Here is a 20644-nt window from a genome sequence, read left to right on the forward strand (position 1 = left end):
GTAGGGCGGCACTCGTTCAGGTGAGCACATCGGCGCCGGCCTTGATGGTCATGCGCGCCGCCCCGGCCCAGTAGACGTCGGCCGCCCGCTCGATCAGCGACCGTTGCATGCCGGCCATGTCCGACCAGTTCATGGGCACCGGATCCCGGCCGGTGAGCAGAACGTCGTAGGCCAGCTTGCAGACGCGTTCGATGGATGCCGCACGGTAGACGGCTTCGGGCAGGTTGCGGCCGGTCGCGATGACGCCGTGATTGGCCAGGATCGTCAGGTTGGCGCCGCCGATCCGGGCGGCGAGTTCCGCGGCGCGCGCGGGGCTGTCGATCTCGCCGTCGTAGGTGTCGACCAGGCACAGGTCGTCGAGGAACAGCGAACCGGTCTGGTGCACCAGCTCGGGCAGCCTGCCCAACGCGGCCAGCACGCAGACGTAGTAGGGGTGGTTGTGGATCACCACTCGGGCGTCATCTCGCACCCGGTGCAGTTCGGTGTGGATGTGGATGGCCGGGGTAACGTCCCAGCGGCCGCTGACCACGCGCGCGTCGCCGTCGACCACGCAGATATCGGACGCGGTGATCTCCTGCCACCACAGCCCCCACGGGTTGACGAACATGTCGGTCTGGCCGTCGAGCTGCCAGGTGATGTGCCCGGCCATGTTCTCGGCGAACCCGATGCCGGCCAGGTGACGGAACGCGATGGCCAGCGCCTGCTGATTTGACAGGTCGACGCCGATGGGGGGAACCACCGACGGCGCCCAGACTTCCAACCCGCCGCGGCGTGCATCAGGAGCGTTCATGACCGGCCTCCATTCTGGCTCCAATATCCTCGCGCAGCCGGCCTTTGGCTATCTTTCCGCCGGATGAGCGGGGCAACTCGTCGACCACGATGAGCCGCTCGGGCAGCAGCTCTTTGGAAACGCCCAGCGCCAGCAGGTGTTCGACGAGTCCGGGCAGGTCGACGGTGGCGGCGTCGATGAGTTCGGCGTAGAGGCAGACCTTTTCGCCGAACACCGGGTCGGGCATGGCGACGGCCGCCGCGATCGCGATGGCGGGATGCGTCATGACGGCGTCTTCGACCTGGCTGGCGCTGATGTTCTTGCCGCCGCGCACGATGAAATCGGATGTGCGCCCGGTGACGCGCAGGTAGCCGTCGGCGTCGATCTCACAGATGTCGCCCATCCGCATCCACCCGTCGCGGGTGAACAGCTTGTCGTGGTCGGTGCCGCCGAGGTAACCGAGGCTGGTCGCCGGTCCCCGGCACGCGGGCTGGCCGCACCCCGTCTCGGTGACGTCGCGGTCCCCGTCGAACAGCCGGACCTCCATTTCGGGGATGAGGCGGCCGCCGGTGCGCAGCCGGCGCTCGCGCGAGTCGTCGACGGTGGTCGCGCTGAGCATCCCGGTCTCGTTGGAGCCGTAGAACTGCAGGATCTTGGCGCCGGTAAGTTCCTCGAACTCGGCCGCGGGCCGATACGGCAACGCCTCCCCGCCGGTGTACACGACGCGCAGCGAACTCAGGTCATGGCCGCGGCTGGCCGGGTCCGCCATCAGCATGGTCAACTGCGTGCTGACGCAACACAATACGGTCACCCTATGCCGGGCTATCGCCTCGCAGGTGGCCGTGGTGGTGAACCGGTCCAGAATCACCGCGGTGGCGCCAAGGTAGATCGGGGTGGTGTGACTGGTCCACAGTCCGAAGCCGAACGGGGTGGGGATGACCGGCAGGAATACCTCGTCGCTCGTCAGCAGCCCGTTTGCGACGGCTTTCTGGTGGAAGTAGTGCCAACGGTTCTGGGTGTGCACGACACACTTGGGCAGCCCGGTGGTGCCGGACGTCGAGTTGATCAGGAACACGTCGTCGGGGCCGAGTTCGCAGCCGGCCGCCGGCACCGTGGGCTCGGCGTCGACGTCCAGCCGAAGCGTCCCCCCGCCGTGGCTCAACACCACGCCGGGCACCCGCAGTTCGTCGGCCACCTCCGCCGCGGTGCCCGCCCGGGGTGGGTCACTGATCAGGATTTTCGGCTGGGCGGTGCGCAGGATCGCCGACGCCTCGCGGGTGCCCGCGCGCGCGCCGATACCGACGACCACCGCGCCGCAGCGTTCGATCGCCACGAACAGCACGTGGATGGCGGCGGAGTCGCCGTGCCATACCGCCACGCGGTCACCGCGGCCAACCCCGGCCCCGGCCAATGTTTCGGCCAAACCGTTTGCGGCACGGTCGAATTCACGCCAGGTGAACGCGGATCCACCGTGGTCGACATAGGCGGGGCGGTCCGGTGTCCGTTCGGCGTTGCGACGCACCGCGTCGGACAGCGTCGTATCGCACCACCAGCCGGCCGCACGAAAGCGGGCCGGGTCCTCGTCGGTGAACGCCGGCGAGCCCACGGTTTCCAGCCCACCGGCACTCATCACCAAATGATAGGAAAGCCGCCCGCGGTTTCGGCGCTAGGGATTCGCCGGGGCGGGCGCGGCGTGCTGGTTGCTGTCGACGCTCGGCCGGCGCGGGTGCGGCGACGGGCAGGTGACCTTGCGAATGCACCCGCAATTGAGGCCGATGATGCAGCCGCCTCCCCCGACGGGTTGCACCGGCACGGCACCACCCGGGGCCGGTGGCGCGGGCGTCACGACCGAAGGCGTGGCGGTGGCCGCCGGCGCGCCGCCCGACGAGAGGCCGGCGGCCAGGACAACCGCTGTCACGCACCCGAACAGCGCGGCACATGCCTTCGCGCTCGGGGTCCGCATAAGGCACAACAGTAGTTGCTCATCGGCAGACACGCAGGTTTGCAGTTGTTTCAGGCCCCGAAAGACTCCGCAGCTAGGTCAGCGCCGCCGCGCCCGTCGGCGCACCGCTGCCAGCTTCAGGGCGTACACCCCGGCGCTGACCGCGAACATCGCGGCCGTCAACAGCAGCCACCGGCCGAGAAACGGGTCCTGAGTCTGGCCGGTCGCGGCCCGGTAGGTGGTGGCACCTTGCCGGACGATGCCGGGCAGGAACACCAGCAGTGTCAGGCCCGCCCCCAGCGCGGGCACCCGGAGGTAATTGAGCACCGGCACAGCGGCGTCGGCGCGCGCAGGCCCGGGGCGGCCGCGCGACAGCATCCGGTCAACGAAAGCGTAGACGGGGAACAACACCAGGTCATGGGCGATGATGGCCGCCGCGAACCAGACGACGATCGATTGCCACCAGACGTGCGGGTTCCACAGCGTGACCGGTTTGACGACGGCGATGACGTAGCCCAGCAGGGCGAAGCCGGCGATCATCGTCAGCAGGTGCAGCGGGTGGGAACCATAGACCCGCGCGAACACGCTACGCATGCGCGGCCGCCCGAAAAGCGATGGAGGCCACCCACTTCGTGTTGTGCACGCCGGGGAGCGCCGGCACGATGATCCGCGCGGGAAAGCCGTGATCCAGGGACAGGTCGGTGCCGTTCACGCGCAGCGCCAGCAGCGCGTCCGGGTGCAGCACCTGGTTGCGTTGCAGCGTCGCGCCGGTGAATGCGCCGGAGTGTTCCAGCGACGACACCCGTGCGGATTCCGGCGCCGGCACGCCGGCCAGTCGGGCGAGGTCGGCCAGTCGCACACCGGTCCACGTCTGGGTGGTCGACCAGCCCTCGACGCAGGCGATCGGCAGTGCGGCGGTGTGTTGTGGCATCGCCAGCAGGGCGGCGCGGTCCAGCGCCACCGGCCCGGGGCCGCCGCTCAGGGTGAGCCGCCAGCGCTCCGTCGTGTCCGCGGTGGAGATGCCGGCCGCGGCCGCGGTGCGGTTGATCTCGAAATCGTTGGGTCCGCCTCCGGGCCGGCGCCCGCGCGGCAGTAGCAGCGCGGCGGGCCGGGCGTAGCCGCCCAGCGTCTGGCCGGCCGTGATGACCGCCAGGAAAAGGGCGCCGCCGCCCACCAGCGCCAGGGCGCCGCGGCGGCTCATCGTCGCCGGGGCGGGGTCGACGGCAACCAGGCCGTCGGGCTGCCATGGCTCGGGCTCGGTGTCGGCGCGCCCGGTGCGCAGCACGTCCCGCAGCGACCGCGACCGCAGGCCGGCCCACATGCGCCGGCTCTTGATCGCGACGTGCATGACGAAGCCGGTGATGAACACCCACGCGCCGAAGTAGTGCGCGGTGTAGAAGCTGAACCCGAAGATGTAGTCGTACTGGATGTTCAGCACGCCGGTCACGATCTCGAACAGGATCCCGCCGACCAGCATCAGCAGCGAAACCCGTTCCAGCAGTTGGGCGATCGACCGCACCGGCGGAAACACGAAGAGCCGGGGGATCACCGACCACAACTTGGCCAGCACCACCGGGATGAGGACCAGCCCGAGCCCGACATGAAGCCCCTGGGTCAGCCGGTACAGCCACGACGGATCGGTGGGCCAGTCGAAGGTCGGCAGCTTGAGCCAGCCGACGTCGCCGGGGATGGCCTGGCCGAGCCGCGGGCCGTAGGCGATGTAGGACAGCAGGCCGGTGAGGATGACGATCGGCAGCGTCACCAACAGCATCGAGCCGAACACCGACGTCAGCCACGGTCCCCGCAGCGGGCTGCGCCACTGCCGGGCGACGTCACCGGGGGTCTTTTTCGCCGCGGCGATATCCCCGGCAGCGGGTTCGTCGGTCTGCGGTGGCTTCATTCGCCCCTAATCACCGTCGGGAAGCACGTCTGCCGTGCCATCAACGATCATTCACGACGGGACGAGGCGAAGGGTTCAGTTTGACGCGCGAACGGACCGTCGCCTCAGTCTTTGCCGCGCGGCGGCGGCTGCACCTCGACACCGCCGGACTCGTGTTCGGGACCGGCCGCCGGGTGTTCGGCGGGAACCCGGTCACGGAACCGATCGCTTTCGCTGGGACGTCCGGGGTCGGGCCGATGGACGTTGCCGTGGTAAGGACCGGGCTTTGGCCGGGGCTTTCCACCCGGGAATGCCAGGCGGAAGATGCTGCGGTGCACCATGAACCACTGCTTGCCGAACCGGCCCGAGTTGTACGGCAATTCGTAACGCTCGCAGATCTCTTTGACCTGGGGTGCGATCTCGGAGTATCGACTGCTCGGCATGTCCGGGTACAGGTGGTGCTCAACCTGATAACCGAGATTGCCGCTGATGATGTGGAACAGCGGGCTGCCGTCGATGTTCGCGGCGCCGAGCAACTGGCGTACGTACCAACCGCCGCGCGATTCGTTCTCGGTCTCCTCTTGCGTGAACGTGTACGTCTGGTCCGGGAAGTGGCCACAGAAGATGATCGCGTGCGCCCACACGTTGCGGATGACGTTGGCGATCGCATCGGCGGCCAGCGTGCGCAGGTAGGTGCTTTCGACGCCGGGCGCGACTTTGTCGAGAAAGTTCGCGGCGGCGCCGATGCGGCCACCGCTGGACACATTGCGCAGCCTCCTGCCCAACCGTGACTTGGCCGGCTGGTCGAGCCTGCCACGCAAGGCTAGTTGGGTGAGCGCAAACGCCCCGGCGCTGATCGCCGGCCAGCCGAGGTAGTCCTTGTATATCTGCGCGCGCGCCTTGACACCGATGCCCCGCAGGTCCTTGCGTACCTCCGACCACGGCTTTTCCCGTTTGCGGACGGCTTCGATGTCCATGTCGTGGACGGCAACGCCCCACTCGAACAGCAGCGTGAGCAAGAGGTTGTAGAGCGGCTGGAACAGGAAGCGGGGCTCCCATTTCTGGTTGGGGTCGATCCGCATGATCTCGTAGCCGAGATCCTTGTCCTTGCCGAGGATGTTGGTGAAGGTGTGGTGGATGTAGTTGTGGGAGTGCTTCCACGACTCGGCGGTCGAGGCCGTGTCCCAATCCCACACCGAGGAGTGGATGTCGGGATCGTTCATCCAATCCCACTGGCCGTGCATGACATTGTGGCCGATCTCCATGTTCTCCAAGATCTTGGCCATGGAGAGGCAGGCGGTGCCCAGCAGCCACGCCGTCTTCGAGCGCGATGCCAGCAACAGCACCCGGCCGGCCACCACGATCTGTCGCTGTGCCGAGATGACGTTCTTGATGTAACGACGGTCGCGGTCGCCCAGGTCGGCGAACACCTCGTCGTGGATCGCGTCGAATTCCTTCGCTAGCTTTTCCAGCTCTTGTTCCCCAAAGCGGGAAAGCGGTGTTTCCCCAGCCCTTTTGACGGCAGTTGTCACGAGCCGCTCCTTTCGATCACAGTTCGAGTTCGACGTCGCCTTCGGCGGTGTTGATGCAGATCCGCACGTCTTGCTCCGTCGGCTCGATCACGTCGCCTGAGCGCAGGTCGCGCAGCTTGCCCGATTTCAGCGTGCCTACACAGGTGTGGCAGATGCCGATCCGGCAGCCGAACGCGAGGTTCAGACCGGCCTTCTCACCCGCCTCGAGTATTGATGTGCCGCCGTCACATTCGACTTTCTTGTCGCTGTCGAGGAAGCAGACGGTGCCGCCCTCGCCGGCGTTGGCGTCGCCGCCGATCTTGGGCTGGAACCGCTCGAAGTGCAGGCGCTCGCAGTCCCCGTTTTCTTCCCAGTGCTCGATCAGCGCATCGAGCATCTCACCGGGACCCGAACAGAATGCCTCGCGCTCGCGCCAGTCCGGGCACACGTCATCGAGGTCCTGGGGGGTCAGTCGCCCCTGCTCGGAGGTAAGGCGCAGGTCCAGCCTCATTCCCTCGTGGCGTTCGTTGAGCTGTTCCAGGGCGGGCAGGAACATGGCCTGCTCGCGGGTCCGCGCGGAATGAATGACCACCGCGTCGCGCAATTCCTCGCGATGGTCGAGGTCGCGCAGCATGCTGATGATCGGTGTGATGCCGCTTCCGGCGCTGATGAACAGCATCTTGGCCGGCACCGGCTCGGGCAGCGTGAAAACGCCTTCGATTTCGCCCAGCCGCACCAGATCCCCCGGCTGAATCTTGTGCACTAGATACGGCGAAACAACGCCGCCGTCGACCCTCTTCGGCGTGACGCTGATCAGCCCGTCTGCGGGCCTGGGGTCCGAAGTAAGCGAGTACGCGCGCCAGTGGTAGACACCGTCGATCACCACGCCGAGGCGCACGTACTGGCCCGGCTTGTGGCCGGGCCACTCGTATCCCGGGCGAATCAGAACGCTGGCTGCTTCCGAGCCCTGCGCCTCGATCGCTTCGACCTTCCCGCGCAGCTCCTTGGTGGTCCACAGCGGGTTGATCATCTCGAGGTAGTCATCGGGCTGGAGCGGGCTGAACAGCCGCCGCACGGCTCGCAGGAACCACCGACGTCCCCAGGGGACTCGGGGCTCAGCACCGCGTTCAGCCATGTCGCTAGAGTACACAACTGTGCACCGACTTTAAACATCATTTTGAATCTTGTTGCCGCACAAGGCTATACATATGGAAAACGGGCGCGCAAGTATAACTTGGCCGTTCACTGAGCGTTGGTAACTCGACTTTGGGTTGCGCGATAGACACCTGTGAGGTGCCCCGGGTGAGCGTCGCCCAAACTTTTGTTCTCCCGTTTCGGCGGATCACGGCAAAGCGGACCCCCGCCACGACGCCTAGTGTCGGTGGATGTGCTGATCGGCTTCCTCCTCGCGCTGGGCTGCTCGCTTTGCTATGGGACGGCGACCGTGCTGCAAGCGGCGGGGACGCGCTCGGTGGAAGCGGGCAGCGGCTCGGGTGTGGACGCGGTATTGCTGTTGCGCGCCGTGCGCCAGTGGCGCTACCTGGTGGGTGTCGGCCTGGACGTCGCCGGGTTTGCGCTGCAGGTCGCGGCGCTGCGGCTGGTCCCGATCTATGTGGTCGCGGCGGCGCTGGCCGCCTCGATCGCGGTCACCGGCGTCGTCGCGGCGTGGGTGTTGTCGGCGCGCTTGTCGTCAGCCGAGTGGGCGGCCGTCGGCGTCGTCTGCGCCAGCCTGGTCTTCCTCGCCCTGGCCGCCGGGCCGGGCCACTTCCGGCACGCCCCGGCCGGGCTCGGCTGGGCCCTGCTGGGCGTGGTGGCCGCGATCTTCGTCGGCGGCGTCGCCGCGGGGCGTCTGCCCGACCGCGCCCGTGCGCTCGCACTGGGGCTGGGCGCCGGAAGCGGCTTCGGCGTCGTCGAGGTGGGCGTGCGCCTGATCGACGCGATCGATCCCACCAAACGCGCCTTCTACACCAACCCCGCCCTGTACGCGGCCGCCGCGGGAGGCGCCGCGGGGTTTCTGCTGCTCACCTCCGCGCTGCACCGCGGATCGGTCACCACGGCCGTCGCGGGAATGGTGGTCGGAGAAACCCTGGCGCCCGCGTTCGTCGGGGTGGTGTGGCTGGGTGACACCGCCCGCGACGGGCTCGGCTGGCTGGTGATCGTGGGATTCGCCGTTGCCGTGTCCGCGACCCTGGTGCTCGCGCGCTTCGGCGAAGCCCCCGTCCCCGAGGAAGCGGGCTGAGGCCGCCCGCTAGTTCACGACCCCAGGGCCGACGCCGTGCGGCCGTCGGCGGTGTCGCCCACCGGCGCATAGCTGGTGCCGCGCGCGGGCCGCGTCCACAACAGGCCGTCCTGCGCGGTGACACCCGCGGCGATCAGCGCCCGCTTGAGGATCTTGTTCGTCGCGGTCGCGGGCAGCAGATCGTTGATGCGGACGTGGCGCGGCCACGCCTTCGGCGACAGGTCGGCTTGGGCGGCAAGGAATTTCTCGAAATCATCCGGGCTCAGGCTTGCCCCGGGCCGCAGTACCAGGGCGGCCATCACCTGGTCGCCCACCCGGTCGTCGGGGACCGCGTAGACGGCGACCTGGCTGATCTCGGGCAGCCGCGCCAGAATCCGCTCGATCGGGCCGGCCGCCAGGTTCTCCCCGTCCACCCGCATCCAATCTGCGGTCCGCCCGGCGAGATAGATCCAGCCGTCCGCATCGCGATAGGCCAGATCGCCCGACCAGTACATTCCGTGTCGCATCCGCTCGGCGGTGGCGCCCGGGTCGTTGTAGTAGCCGGCGAACGGGCCCGCGCCCTGGGTGTTGACGAGTTCGCCGACGGCATCATCGAAGTTGATCAGCGCCCCGTGCGCGTCGAACCGCGCGGCCTCGCACTCCCGCAGCGTCGTCGAGTTGTAGATGCTCACGCCCGGATACGGTTTGCCGATGGAGCCGGGCGGCGTGCCGTCTTCGCGCACCACGATGACCGCGAATTCACTGGAACCGAAGCTGTCGACGACCCGGCACCCGAAACGCCTTGCGAACTCCGCGATATCGCGATCGGTGGCCTCGTTGCCGAACGCCACCCGCAGGGTGTTCTCGGCGTCGTCGGGACGCTCGGGGGTGGACAGGATCAAGGCCAGCGGCTTGCCGACGTAGTTCAGGTACGTCACCTGGTAGCGGCGGACATCATCGAGAAATCGGGACGGCGAAAATCGGGCCGGCACCATGGTGGCCCCGCAGCCGATGGCGACGGCCCACCCGGCGGCGACACCGTTGGAATGGAAGAGCGGCATCGCCAGGTAGCAGACGTCGTCGGCGGTGACGTCGTATTGATAGATCAGGCTGGCGCCGCACATGATCGCCATGCCATGGGCGAACCGCACCACCTTAGGGTCACCGCTGGTGCCCGAGGTGAAGATCATCATCAGGGTGTCGGCGGCCGCCACCTCGCGCACGGGAACCAGCGACGGCGCCGCGGCGACGGCTTGGGCGTAGCGTGCGCCGGTCACGTCGAGCACCTGAATACCGTTGAGATCCAACCCGTCCAGCAGTTCGAGGTGGTCGGGGTCGACGAGCAGCATCTGGCAGTCGGATCGCCGGATGTCGGCCAGCAGGCCGGCTCCGCGCCGCGTGGTGTTGATGCCGCACAACACGTAACCGCCGAGCGCGGCGGCGGCCATCGACCGCAACATGGCAGGCGAATTGCCCAGAACCGCACCGACATGAGGCGGCCGTGCCGTGTCCGCGAGCTTGATGAGCGCCGCGGCCTCCGCCTCTGCCTCGGCGAGGTGTTCGCGCCAGGTCCACGTCCGGTCGCCGTGGGCGACCGCCGGGGTGTCGTCGTCGCGGCGTTGCCGCAGCAGCTGTTGAACCGTCTCCAGCACGGGTTCACTTCCTCTTCGACGTCGTCATCGGGTGGTCAGCACCAGGCCCGCGTAGTCGTCGTGGGCCACCTGGTCGCAGTGGCGCCGGTAGGTGCCGAAACCGCCGATGTAGGGCATGAAGACCCGCTTCTTGCCCTCGATGTTGGCGCCGAGGTACCACGAGGACGCCGCCTTGGGGAACAGCGTCCGGTCGGCCGCCTGGCCCACGTGCCGGGTCCAGGCGAGCGCCGCGTCGCGGCGCGGCTCGACCTCGCTCACCCCTTGGCGTCGCGCCGCCCGCACCAGCTCGATGACCCAGTCGACCTGAACCTCGGCGTGCAGCACCATGTTCGCCAGCACCGAGGGGCTGCCCGGCCCGCTGACGGTGAACAGGTTCGGCAGCCCCGGCACCATCAGGCCGAGGAAGGTCACCGGGCCGTCGGCCCAGACGTCGCTCAGTCGCTGTCCCCCAGGGCCTTTCGGGTCGATTCGGGTCAGCGCCCCTGTCATGGCGTCGAAGCCGGTCGCAAAGACCAGCACGTCGCAGGGATATGTCGCTTCGCCGGTTCGTACGCCGTCGGCGGTGATCGCCTCGATCGGCTCGCGGCGCAGGTTCACCAGCCGAACGTTGTCGCGGTTGAAGGTGGCGTAGTAGCCGTCGTCGGTGCAGATCCGTTTGGTACCGATCGGGTGATCGACCGGGATGAGATCCGTTGCGACGACGGGATCGGCGACGATCTCTCGGATCCGCTCCTCAACGAACGTCCTGGCGACGTCGTTGGCGGACAGGTCGCTGGTCTGGTCGGGGAAGGTCTTGGCGAACAGGACGCCGCCCTCGCGCCAGCGCTTCCACAGCGCCTCGGACTGCTCGTGGGCCTCGGTGTCCAGGGCGTTCTTGTGGTAGGTGCCGTGCGGTGTGCCCGCAGCGGCGTAGGCGGAGACCCGGCGACGCTCGGCATACTGCTCCTGGATTCCTCGCTGCTCCTCGGCCGACCACGGCCGGTTGGGCATCGGGATGGTGTAGTTCGCGGATCGCTGGAACACCACCAGGCTTTCGGCGTTGGCGGCGATGATCGGCGCCACCTGGATGCCCGACGATCCCGTGCCGATCAGGCCTACCCGCCTGCCGCGCAGCTCCGGATCCTCGCGCGGCCACGCGGCCGTGAAATACACTTCGCCGGAGAACGTTTCGGCGCCCGGGATATTGGGCCGGTTCACCGCCGACAGGCAGCCGGTCGCGCAGAGCAGGAACTGCGCGGCATAGGTGTCTCCGGCCGCGGTGTCGACATGCCAGCGTCCCCGCTCGAACGTGGCGCCGATGGCGTCCACGCCGAATCGGTAGTGGCGGCGCAGATCGAAACGGTCGGCGACGTGCCGCAGGTAGGCCAGGATTTCGGGTTGGGCGGCGAAGCGTTCGGTCCACTGCCAGCTCCGTTGCAGCTCCTCGTCGAAAGAGTAGGAGTAGTCCACACTTTCGACGTCGCAGCGCGCGCCCGGGTAACGGTTCCAGTACCAGGTGCCGCCCACGTCGGGCGCGGCCTCGAGGGCGGTCACCGAGAGGCCCGCCGAGGCGGCCCGGTGCACGGCGTAGAGCCCGGCGAACCCGGCGCCGATGACGATGACGTCGCCGGCTTCGGTCACGACGCCGCGCTCCGGTCCGCCGGATGCAACAACTCGCGCAGGTCGGCGCAGACCAGATGCTGCGCCGATGCCGCCGGCGGAAACGTTTGCATCGTCATGAAGCCGTGGAACAGCCCGGGAAAGTCCCGGTGCACGACGGGCACTCCCGCGCCGCGCAACCGGCGGGCGTAGTCGCATCCCTCGCTGTGCAGGGGATCGAGCCCCGCCGTCACGATCACCGCGGGCGGCAGGCCCGCATGGGTGTCGGCGCGGGCCGGGGCAACCAGATAGGGCGGGTCGAAAACCGTTTGCGCCCCCAGGTATTGGCGCCAGTACCACTGCATCGCCGCGCGGGTGTTGAAGTAGCCCGTGGCGTAGCGCTGATAGCTGTCGGTATCGAAGCTCGGATCGATCGCCGGGTAGATCAGCAGCTGTGCGGCGGGTGGGGTGACGCCGCGGTCGCGGCAGAGGACGGCGGTGACCGCGGCCAGGTTGCCGCCGGCGCTGTCACCGGCGACCGCGGTGCGTGCTGGGTCGATGCCCAGCTCGGCGGCGTGCTCGACCGCCCAGCCGAACACCGCGAACGCGTCGAGCGCCGCCGCCGGGGCGGGATGCTCGGGGGCCAGGCGGTAGTCGACCGAGATCACTACGGCCTGGCTGCCGCGGGCCAGGGCACGGCAGAATCCGTCGTGAGATTCGATGTCGCAGAAGACGAATCCGCCCCCGTGGTAGAACACGATCGCGGCGGCCTCCCCCGACGGCTCGCCGTGCGGCTCGTAGACACGTACCGGGACCGCGCCGCCGGGCCCCGGGACCATGCGGTCGGTAGCGCTGCGGACGTCGTCGAGGTTCTCGACCGGCATGCGTCGTTCGGCCACCGCGGCGCGCGCCTGCGGGCCGGTCAGCTGCTCGACGCGCGGGAATCCGGCGTTCAATTGGTCGAGCATCGCCTGCACTGCGCCGTTGAGCGGGTCGTCCATGTGCACCTCCGACCTCGTAGTTGAGGTCATGCGGGCCGATATTTCAGGAGGGTGATGCCCTCTTCAGCCAGATCGTAGAACACCGGCTGCAGCCGCATTCCGATCCGGATGTCGCCCGGGTCGACGTCGACCAGCTCGGTGCTGAATTTCGGCCCGGCATCCCACCGCACCACCGCGAGCAGCTGCGGCAACGCATCTTGCCACGGCGGGCCGGTGGGTCGGCGGGCGATCGTGAAGGTGTACAGCGTTCCGGCGCCGTCGATCTCGCGCCATTCCAGGTCGTCGGCCAGGGTGCCCGGGGCCAGCATCCGCGGATAGAACACGTACCGCTGCGCCGACGGTGAGTACTGCACCAGGATCCGGTGCTGCGCCAGGCCGTCCCAGAACGGCCGTGAGACGGGGGTGGGCTCGGGGATGGGGTGGGCCATGGCTAGTCCCCCCGCAGGAGCAGCGCGACCTGTTCGCTCATGATGCCGCCGTTGCCGGTCACGAATGCGGTGTGGCAGTCGGTCACCTGCGCGTCGCCGGCCCGGCCCATGATCTGGCGTGCACCGTCGACCACATGGTGCATGCCGCCGGCCATGCCGGCCTGGCCGAAGGACAGTTGGCCGCCGGCGGTGTTGAGCGGGAAGTCACCGCGAAAGGTCAGGTCGTGCTCGGTAATCCAAGACATGCCTTCGCCTTTCGCGCAGAATCCGGCGTCCTCCAGGCTCATCAGCACCGTGATGGTGTAGCAGTCGTAGATCGACGCGACGTCCACATCGGACCGGCTCAGCCCGGCCATCGCGAAGGCCCGGTCGGCCGCGCGCGCGATCGGGGTGGACAGCAGGTCCTCGGCATAGGTCGGGGTCTTGAAGGCGATGTGCTCGCCGAAACCCTTGATCCAGACCGGGCGGTGGCGGCCGCGGCGCGCGATGTCGGCGTCGGCGATCAGCACGCCGACCCCCCCGTGCACGCGCATCACCGTTTCCAGCATGTGGATCGGGTCGGCGATCATCGGGCTTTCCAGCACGTCGTTCACGGTGATCGGGGTACCGTGAAACACCGCGCCCCGGTGCGCGCACGCGTTCGTGCGCTGGTCGACGGCGATCTTGGCGACCGCGGCCGGGTCGTAAACGAATTCCGCCGCGTAACGCTGGGCGATCTGGGCGTAGGGCGCGTTCTGGCCCACGTTGCCGTAGGGAATCTCGAATTCGGCTTGCGGCGAGCCGTAGTTGTTCGACGACGCCCCATACCAATTCGGGTCGGCCGCGGGTCGGCGCCCGGATCGGGGCACCGACGCCGATCCGGGTACGACGGCGAGTGCCGCTTCGCAGATGCCGAGTTCGACAGCGGCCGCGGCCCGCCAGATCATTCCGGCGGCGGTGGCCCCGCCGAGGTCCACGCGTTCACCGAAATCCAGTGCCAAACCTAGGTATTCGCACAGGGTGGCGGGCGCGAACATGGCCGACTCGGCGATGCCGTGAGTCAGCAGGCCGTTGACACAGGCGGGGTCGACTCCGGCGTCCTCGATCGCCAGCTTCGCCAGCACCGCGTATTGGTCGAGGGTGAACAGCGGCGCACGGGTGGGACGCCGTTCGGCGGGCAACTCCGCGATCCCGACGATGGCCGCCTCTCCGCGCAGCCCGGTCACGGCCGGGCTCCCCGCATCGGCAGCTCGACCGTCGCCATCCCGGGCATCAGTATCGTGTCGTCGCGGCGCCCGGCGATGACGAGATCGACCAGCCCGGTTCCCGTGTCGCTCAGCCGTTTACCGGTGACCTCCCCACCGAAGCTGAGCGATTCGCCGGGGTAGGCGACGGCCCGGTTCTGCACCGAGAACGACACCAGTCGCCCTCGCCCGCCGATCCAGTCGCCCAGGGCGCGGGCCAGCAGCGCCGCCTGGAGCGGGCCGTGCACCAGGACGTTGTCGTAGCCTTCGGTGTCGCGGGCCCACTCTTTGTCGTAGTGGATGCGGTGGCCGTTGTAGGTGGCGGCGCTGAAGAAGAACATCTGGGTTTCGTCGACGGTGACGGTCAGCGTGGGAATGTCCTCACCCACCGCGACGTCGTCGAAGAACACCTGCGAGTCGGTCATGGCGCTCCTAGGGACGGGCGATCATCGAGGTCGACGCTTCGGCCAGCAGGTCGCGATGGTGGTTGCGGTACACCGTGTGCCAGGTGACGAGAACGAATTTGCCGGAGCGGCCCTGCTTTTCGACGATCGAGGAAATGGTGCGGACCATCTCGATCTCGTCGCGGTGATAGGCGGGCAGGTGAAACGTGAAGCTCTCACCGCCGGCCATCCGCTTGGGGGCCCGGGGAAAGGCCAGGCTGCCGGAGACCGCGCCGGACGATCCGTCGGGACGCAGCGACTCGAGCGGTGAGACGCCGAGGATCGCGTACTGGAGGAACAACGGAGGGCAGATGATGTCGCGATATCCATTGGCCCTGGCGTAATCCGGGACGAAATACAGCGGATTGTGGTCACCCACCGCCGCGGCCCAGCGTTGCCAATCGCGCCGGTTCACCTCACCGGTCGCCGACGCCGCGACCGTGCCCACCCGCGATGCGGATTCCGCATCGATCAAACTGTCCTCGCTCAACGGCGCTCCCCTTCGTCTGTCTCGTCGTGCATGCTCTGCTCAAGCCAGGAGGCGGCGACGTCGGCTCCACCGCCGAATGTCGAGCCGAGCCGTGCGCGTTCGCTCCACAGGTGCAGGTCGGTCTCGGTGACATAGCCCATGCCGCCGTGCAATTGGTGGGCGTCCAGCGTGATCAGCCGCGCGGCCGCGGCCGCATGCATGCGCGCGACGGCCGTCTCCCTGGTCGCGACGCGGCCGCGCCCCAGCCAGAACACCGCCGCGTGCGCGGCCAATCGCGCCGCCGCGAGCGCGATGTGCATGTTGGCGACCAGATGCTGGGCGGCCTGGAACGACGCGATCGGCCGGCCGAATTGATGACGCAGCTTGGTGTAGTCGACGGTGCGGTCCAGCACGGCCTGGCCGACGCCCACCAGGTCGAGCGATCCCAGCGCCACGGCGGTGTTGGCGAGCCGGCGCAGCGCCGGTGCGGTGACCCCGTCGAACGCCGCGTCGGCGGTGGCGTCGTCGAAGCGCACCGTGCAGGCCCGGAACCCACCGGCCATGTCGAGCGGGTCCACGCTGACAGCGCGGACGTCGACGACGAAGAGCAGGGTGCGCCCGGCCGCGGCGGCCGACACCACGATGAGATCGGCGACGTCGGCATCGAGGACGTAGTCCGCGGTTCCGTTGAGCCGCCACCGTTCTCCGGCGGGGGCGGCGTGCAGCGGCGGGGCGACGACGGCGGCGTCGCGGGCGTTCCACAGCGCGGTGGTGGCCCGGACGTTCCCGGACGCGAGCGGGGGCAGCCAGCGCGCCTTGGCGTCCGGGGAGCCGAGCTGGTCGATGGCCAGCGCGGCCTGCACGCTGCTGTGCACCGTCGTCGGGCACAGCGCGCGACCGGCCTCGGTGTAGAAGACCGCGAGGTCGTCGAGCGAGCCACCGGCACCGCCGTACTCCTCGCCGATGGCCAGGCCGAAGACGCCGGCATCGGCCAGCGCCTTCCACAGCGCCGGCGTGGCGCGGTCCCCGCCGGGTTCGCCGAGGGCGCGCACCAGAGCGGTCGGGTTCTCAGCGGCCAGCAGGGCGCGCAGCGCCGAGGCGAAGTCGCGCTGTTCGGCGGTGGGGATCGTCTTCATCGGCGGTATGCGAAACTCCCGTCAGCGTCCAGAGGAGGGCATCGCGTGCCCGCGCTGGGCGATGATGTCGCGCAGCACCTCGTTGGTACCCCCGCCGAAGCGCATCAGCGGGGCGGCCCGGTAAAGCCGCTCGAATTTGCCTGCCAGCGGGGCCTGTTCGCTGCGATGCGCCAACAGCCCGTCGGGACCCAGGAGGTCGAGCGCCAGGTCGGCGATGCGCTGGCGCAGCTCGCTGGTGAACACCTTCTCGACGCTGACCTCGACGCTGGGGATGACGCCGCTGTCGAGGATCGACGCCGCCTCGTAACCCATCAGGACGGCCACCGCGACGTCGGCCTCGGCCTGCACCAACCGGCGGCGAATCGACGGATCGTCGGCGGGCACGGACCCGTCGCGCCGCGGTCGTCGCGCCAGCTCGTGCAGCTCCTCGACCGCGCGGCGCAGGTCTCCAGCGTTGGTCAGCGCACCGCGTTCGAGATCGAGCGCGCCGGTGATGTAGGTCCAGCCGCGGTTGACCTCGCCGACCAGGTTGGTGGCCGGCACCCGCACGTCGCGGAAGTGCACCTCATTGGTCCGATACCCCGACCAGGCGTACAGCGGGCGGATGTCGACGCCCGGGCTGTCGATCGGCACGATGACGACCGAAATGCCCCGATGCCGGGCACCGCCGGGATCGGTACGGACACAGAGCCATTCGTGCGTCGCGCGCTGGGCACCGCTGTTCCAGATCTTGGTGCCGTTGATCACCCATTCCTCGCCGTCAAGCGTGGCGCTGGTCCGCAGGCTGGCGAGGTCGGTGCCCGCCTCCGGCTCGGAATAGCCGACCGCGCAGATCATCTCGCCCCGGGCGATCGGGGGCAGCCATTCGGTCTTGTTGCGCTCGGTGCCGTGCCGCATGATCATCGGCGCCACCGAGGTCACCGTCAGGTCGGGGCCGGGCACGCCCCAATATTCGAATTCGCTCATCAGCAGATGCAGGTGAATGGCGCCGAGCCCCAGTCCCCCGTATTCGCGCGGCCAATTCAGCCCGAACCAGCCCTTGGCCCCGACCTTGCGCCGAAACCGGGCGACCTCCCCGCCGCGAAATTCCAGGTCGTGCTCGGCGAGCTCGGCGCGTAATTCCGGGGTGGCGTTCTGCTGCAGAAATTCACGGACCTCGGCGAGCCAGGCGCGCTGCCCAGCGTCGAGTTCGAAATCCATTCCGGCGCCTGTGCCTTTCCGCATGCTGTTCACCGAGCGTCGTCAGCGTAACGCCACGGCGAGACGGCGCAGGGAATTTCGGTATTGCGGCACGCGCGAGCGACGACTCCGCCGGCGCGCGGACTGTAAATTCGCTGTCAAACTCCCGTTAATACGTGTAGGCGCGCTCGCGGTTACGCCGACGGGCTGCGAAAATTTTCAGATCGGCTGGTCGACGCAGACCAGGCATTCTGCCCGGCCCAAGGGAGAAGTCATGCCCACTGTTGAGATGCGCCTCCGCGAAGATTTGCGCAACTACGCCGTCGAATTGCGGCAACTGGCTTACACGCTGCCGTTGGGCGTGGGCGAGCACGATCTGCTGCAGCTGTCCGACCGCATGCGCGCCGCGGCCGAGCAGTTGATCCGCAAGGGCGCCTGAACGGACGCGCTCAGCCGCCCCTGAGGCGGATCTTCCAGCGCACGAAACCCAGATAGACGGCGCTGATGACGAACAGCATGCCGACGTCGAACCACCACGTCGCCGGGGTGTGCCGCCAGTGCGAATCCTTCGGCGTGAGCGGGCCGGGCACCAGCTTGGTCAGATCGGCGGTGGAGGCCGACGCTGCGAATCCCCACCGCGCCGGTGTCGCCCACGACATCTGGTCCAGCCCGATGCGCGCGGTGACCGGAATCATCCCACCGGAGAACACCAGTTGCGACATGACGGCCACCACCAACAACGGCATGATCTGCTCGTTGGACTTGGCGACGGCCGACAGGGCCAGCCCCAGCATGGCGGACGCGACGCACGTCAGCGCGACGTCGGCGAACAGCTCCAGACCCGGCTTGCCCAGCGCCACGGCCCCCTGGGTCGGGGCGCCCTTGCCGAGCACCGCGATGATGCTGACGATCGCCGACTGGACGACCGCGAAGACCGTGTACACGCAGATCTTGGCCAGCAGGTACGCCGACGTGGACAACCCGACCGCCTGTTCGCGCAGGAAGATGGCGCGCTCACCGATGAGGTCGCGGATGGTCAGCGCGGTGCCCATGAACACCGCGCCGACGTTCAGCAGCACCAGGATCTGCCCCGGCTCGTTGGGCGCGGCGCCCATCGGGTTTGGGATGCCGAAGCCGACATCGCCGGGCACCGACATGGACAACGAACCCATGATGAACGGCAGCAGCGCGAGGAAGACGAAGTAGCCGCGATCCGAGACGATCAGCCGCATCTGGCGCCGGGCGATCGTGGAGAACTGCCGGAACAGGCTGGTGTGCGAGGGATCGCCCAGTTCGGCGGGTCTCTGCGCGGGTGGCGGAGCCGGTGGCGGGCCGGTGCGGGCCAGGTAGCGCGCGCGGGACCCGTCCGGGTCGTTGGCGACGGTGCTGAAGATGTCGGCCCAGTTGGTGGTGCCCATGGCCGGACCGATCTCGCTGGGCGGCCCGCAGAACGCCGTCTTGCCGCCTGGCGCCAGCAGCAGCACCTGGTCGCACACGTCCAAGTAGGTCAGTGAGTGGGTGACCACCAGCACCACACGGCCGGCGTCGGCCAACTGCCGCAGCATGGTCATCACCTGGCGGTCCAGCGCCGGGTCCAGGCCGGAGGTCGGCTCGTCGAGGATCAGCAGCGACGGCCCGGTGAGCAGCTCCAGCGCCACCGACGCGCGCTTGCGCTGCCCACCGGACAGCTTGTCGACCCGCGTGTGCAGGTGCTGGGTCATCTCGAGTTCTTCGAGCACCCGGGCCACCACCTGGGCTCGGTCGTCCTTGGTGGTGTCCGGCGGCAGCCGCAGTTCCGCGGCGTACATCAGCGCCTGCTGCACGGTCAGCTGCCCGTGCACCACGTCGTCCTGGGGCACCATCCCGATCCTGCTGCGCAGCGAGGCGTACTCGGCGTGCACGTTGTGGCCCTCGAACGACACGGTGCCCGTCGTCGGGTGGGTGTAGCCGGCGACCAACCGGGCGAAGGTCGACTTGCCGGCGCCGGAGGGCCCGATGATCGCGGTCAGCGTGCCGGGCAGCGCGGTCAGCGAGATGTTGTCCAGCAGCGCCTTGTTGTTCTCGATCGTCCACGTCACCCCGCGCACGTCGAGGCCGCCGCTGCGCGTCGCCGTCGCGGCCTGGTCGCGGCGGGCCAGGTGGCCGCCGTGGAAGACCAGGTCGATGTTGCCGATCGTGACGACGTCGCCGTCGTGCAGCACGGCCGAATCGACCCGGGCACCGTTGACGAAGGTGCCGTTGATGCTGCGGTTGTCGTGGATCTCGGTTCCGGTGGGCGTCGGGACCAGGGTGGCGTGGTGGCGCGATGCCAGCACCTCGGGGATGACGATGTCGTTGTCGTTGGCGCGGCCGATCTTGATCGCGCCGGGCACGTCCAGCCCGGTCTTGCCCGGCCGCAGGATCTTCATCATCGAGGTCGCGATGACGGACGAGTCGCCGCCGATGCGGCCCGTCTGGGGCGCCGCCGGCTCGGCGGTGGTCGGCGGCGTCGCATGCACAGACGGTGACCGGTAGATCTGCGGGGCGTGCTGGGAGCCGCTGGCCGGGGCGCTCGGTAGACCGCTGGTCGGGTACCGGGACTGCGGCCCGGACGGCGAGCTCGGCGTGGGTCCTCCGCCGGCCGGGCTCGGCTGCGCGGCGGTGGGCGGATGGACGGGGTGACGGAACGAGGCCGACGCCGGCTGCTGAGGCTGGCCGGGCCACTGCATGTCGAACGGCTGGCTCTGCGGCGCCCTTGCCAGCGGATCGCTGGAATTGCTGACCATCGGTATCGACGTGGTCAGCGGGGGCCGTCCGGCCGAGCCCTGGTGGCGGCCGACCTCGAAGGTGAGCGCAGGACCGTCTGGATTGCCCATGTTGATGCGCAGGCCGTCCTGGATGTCGGCGACCGGAACGCGGCGGTTGTGCACATAGAGGCCGTTCAGGCTGCCGTTGTCGATGGCGATCCATCGGCCCTGGTCATACCGCACGATCAGGTGGTTGCGGGAGATCAGCGGGTGGGCGACTCGCACGTCCGCGCGCAGGTCACGCCCGATTACTACGTCGTTGCCCGGCGCGAAGGTGCGCTCGGCTCCCTCGTACCGCACGGTCAGCGCAGGCGGGGCTGGTGGGGTCATCAGGACCAACTGTAACGGCCGCGGCGCGACTTATGCGCTGGGTTGTTCGCCGGACAAGGTGTCGTGCGGCCACAAGCGAGGGCGGGCGCCGGGACACGCC

19 protein-coding genes are annotated in these 20644 nt (G+C 68.8%); 2 read left to right on the forward strand and 17 right to left on the reverse strand.

Features of this window, described 5'->3' with window-relative positions; genetic code table 11:
- Nucleotides 1-16 precede the first annotated feature (16 nt).
- From B8W69_RS19155 to B8W69_RS19185, 7 genes are all read right to left on the reverse strand, one after another.
- Nucleotides 17-790, reverse strand: a complete 774-nt coding sequence (locus tag B8W69_RS19155) for a class II aldolase/adducin family protein (RefSeq protein WP_085291360.1) — start codon at nt 788-790, stop codon at nt 17-19.
- Nucleotides 777-2399 carry a class I adenylate-forming enzyme family protein gene (locus B8W69_RS19160; protein ID WP_085291361.1) on the reverse strand — a complete coding sequence of 541 codons (1623 nt, stop codon included), beginning with the start codon at nt 2397-2399 and terminating at the stop codon, nt 777-779. Before B8W69_RS19160 ends, B8W69_RS19155 begins: the two co-directional genes overlap by 14 nt.
- 36 nt (nt 2400-2435) lie before the next feature.
- The gene (locus B8W69_RS19165) at nt 2436-2732 is read right to left on the reverse strand and encodes a hypothetical protein (protein ID WP_085291362.1); all 297 of its coding nucleotides are present in this window, start codon (nt 2730-2732) and stop codon (nt 2436-2438) included.
- Nucleotides 2733-2810: 78 nt separating this feature from the next.
- Complete coding sequence (locus tag B8W69_RS19170; RefSeq protein WP_085291363.1) at nt 2811-3305, reverse strand: hypothetical protein; 495 nt, start codon at nt 3303-3305, stop codon at nt 2811-2813.
- Nucleotides 3298-4611, reverse strand: coding sequence for a molybdopterin-dependent oxidoreductase (locus B8W69_RS19175; RefSeq protein WP_085291364.1), 1314 nt, complete (start codon nt 4609-4611; stop codon nt 3298-3300). The genes B8W69_RS19170 and B8W69_RS19175 overlap by 8 nt, the downstream gene beginning before the upstream one ends.
- A gap of 104 nt (nt 4612-4715) precedes the next feature.
- Nucleotides 4716-6122, reverse strand: coding sequence for a fatty acid desaturase family protein (locus B8W69_RS19180; protein WP_085291365.1), 1407 nt, complete (start codon nt 6120-6122; stop codon nt 4716-4718).
- A gap of 16 nt (nt 6123-6138) precedes the next feature.
- The gene (locus B8W69_RS19185) at nt 6139-7236 is read right to left on the reverse strand and encodes a ferredoxin reductase (RefSeq protein ID WP_085291366.1); all 1098 of its coding nucleotides are present in this window, start codon (nt 7234-7236) and stop codon (nt 6139-6141) included.
- Nucleotides 7237-7476: 240 nt separating this feature from the next.
- On the opposite strand from B8W69_RS19185, the gene B8W69_RS19190 reads away from it, so the two are divergent.
- A complete protein-coding gene (locus B8W69_RS19190) occupies nt 7477-8340 on the forward strand; it encodes a DMT family transporter (RefSeq protein ID WP_085291367.1) in 864 nt (287 codons plus the stop codon).
- A gap of 14 nt (nt 8341-8354) precedes the next feature.
- Here the strand turns inward: B8W69_RS19190 and fadD1 are convergent, their stop codons facing one another.
- Genes fadD1 through B8W69_RS19235 form a run of 9 tightly spaced genes read right to left on the reverse strand, consistent with a single transcriptional unit; the run spans nt 8355 to nt 17449 of the window.
- Nucleotides 8355-9971, reverse strand: a complete 1617-nt coding sequence (fadD1, locus tag B8W69_RS19195; protein ID WP_085291368.1) for a fatty-acid--CoA ligase FadD1 — start codon at nt 9969-9971, stop codon at nt 8355-8357.
- Nucleotides 9972-9995: 24 nt separating this feature from the next.
- A complete protein-coding gene (locus B8W69_RS19200) occupies nt 9996-11591 on the reverse strand; it encodes a flavin-containing monooxygenase (protein WP_085291369.1) in 1596 nt (531 codons plus the stop codon).
- Nucleotides 11588-12580, reverse strand: coding sequence for an alpha/beta hydrolase (locus B8W69_RS19205; protein ID WP_245843301.1), 993 nt, complete (start codon nt 12578-12580; stop codon nt 11588-11590). The genes B8W69_RS19200 and B8W69_RS19205 overlap by 4 nt, the downstream gene beginning before the upstream one ends.
- The gene (locus tag B8W69_RS19210; RefSeq protein ID WP_085291371.1) at nt 12577-12978 is read right to left on the reverse strand and encodes a Zn-ribbon domain-containing OB-fold protein; all 402 of its coding nucleotides are present in this window, start codon (nt 12976-12978) and stop codon (nt 12577-12579) included. The genes B8W69_RS19205 and B8W69_RS19210 overlap by 4 nt, the downstream gene beginning before the upstream one ends.
- Nucleotides 12979-12980: 2 nt before the next feature.
- Nucleotides 12981-14183, reverse strand: coding sequence for a thiolase family protein (locus tag B8W69_RS19215; protein ID WP_085291372.1), 1203 nt, complete (start codon nt 14181-14183; stop codon nt 12981-12983).
- Nucleotides 14180-14626 (reverse strand): MaoC/PaaZ C-terminal domain-containing protein, encoded by a 447-nt coding sequence (locus B8W69_RS19220; protein WP_085291373.1) that lies wholly within the window; start codon nt 14624-14626, stop codon nt 14180-14182. Before B8W69_RS19220 ends, B8W69_RS19215 begins: the two co-directional genes overlap by 4 nt.
- A 7-nt stretch (nt 14627-14633) precedes the next feature.
- The gene (locus B8W69_RS19225; RefSeq protein WP_085291374.1) at nt 14634-15134 is read right to left on the reverse strand and encodes a MaoC family dehydratase; all 501 of its coding nucleotides are present in this window, start codon (nt 15132-15134) and stop codon (nt 14634-14636) included.
- Nucleotides 15131-16249 carry an acyl-CoA dehydrogenase family protein gene (locus tag B8W69_RS19230; RefSeq protein WP_085291375.1) on the reverse strand — a complete coding sequence of 373 codons (1119 nt, stop codon included), beginning with the start codon at nt 16247-16249 and terminating at the stop codon, nt 15131-15133. Before B8W69_RS19230 ends, B8W69_RS19225 begins: the two co-directional genes overlap by 4 nt.
- Nucleotides 16250-16270: 21 nt before the next feature.
- A complete protein-coding gene (locus B8W69_RS19235) occupies nt 16271-17449 on the reverse strand; it encodes an acyl-CoA dehydrogenase family protein (protein WP_085291376.1) in 1179 nt (392 codons plus the stop codon).
- A gap of 253 nt (nt 17450-17702) precedes the next feature.
- Between B8W69_RS19235 and B8W69_RS30695 the strand changes: the two genes are divergently transcribed.
- On the forward strand, nt 17703-17867 hold the full coding sequence (locus B8W69_RS30695) for a hypothetical protein (RefSeq protein ID WP_165762648.1): 165 nt from the start codon (nt 17703-17705) through the stop codon (nt 17865-17867).
- Nucleotides 17868-17877: 10 nt separating this feature from the next.
- On the opposite strand, the gene B8W69_RS19240 is transcribed toward B8W69_RS30695, so the two are convergent.
- A complete protein-coding gene (locus B8W69_RS19240) occupies nt 17878-20544 on the reverse strand; it encodes an FHA domain-containing protein (protein WP_085291377.1) in 2667 nt (888 codons plus the stop codon).
- Nucleotides 20545-20644 lie beyond the last annotated feature (100 nt).

The sequence above is a fragment of the Mycolicibacterium vulneris genome (assembly GCF_002104765.1).
Lineage (GTDB): Bacteria > Actinomycetota > Actinomycetes > Mycobacteriales > Mycobacteriaceae > Mycobacterium > Mycobacterium vulneris.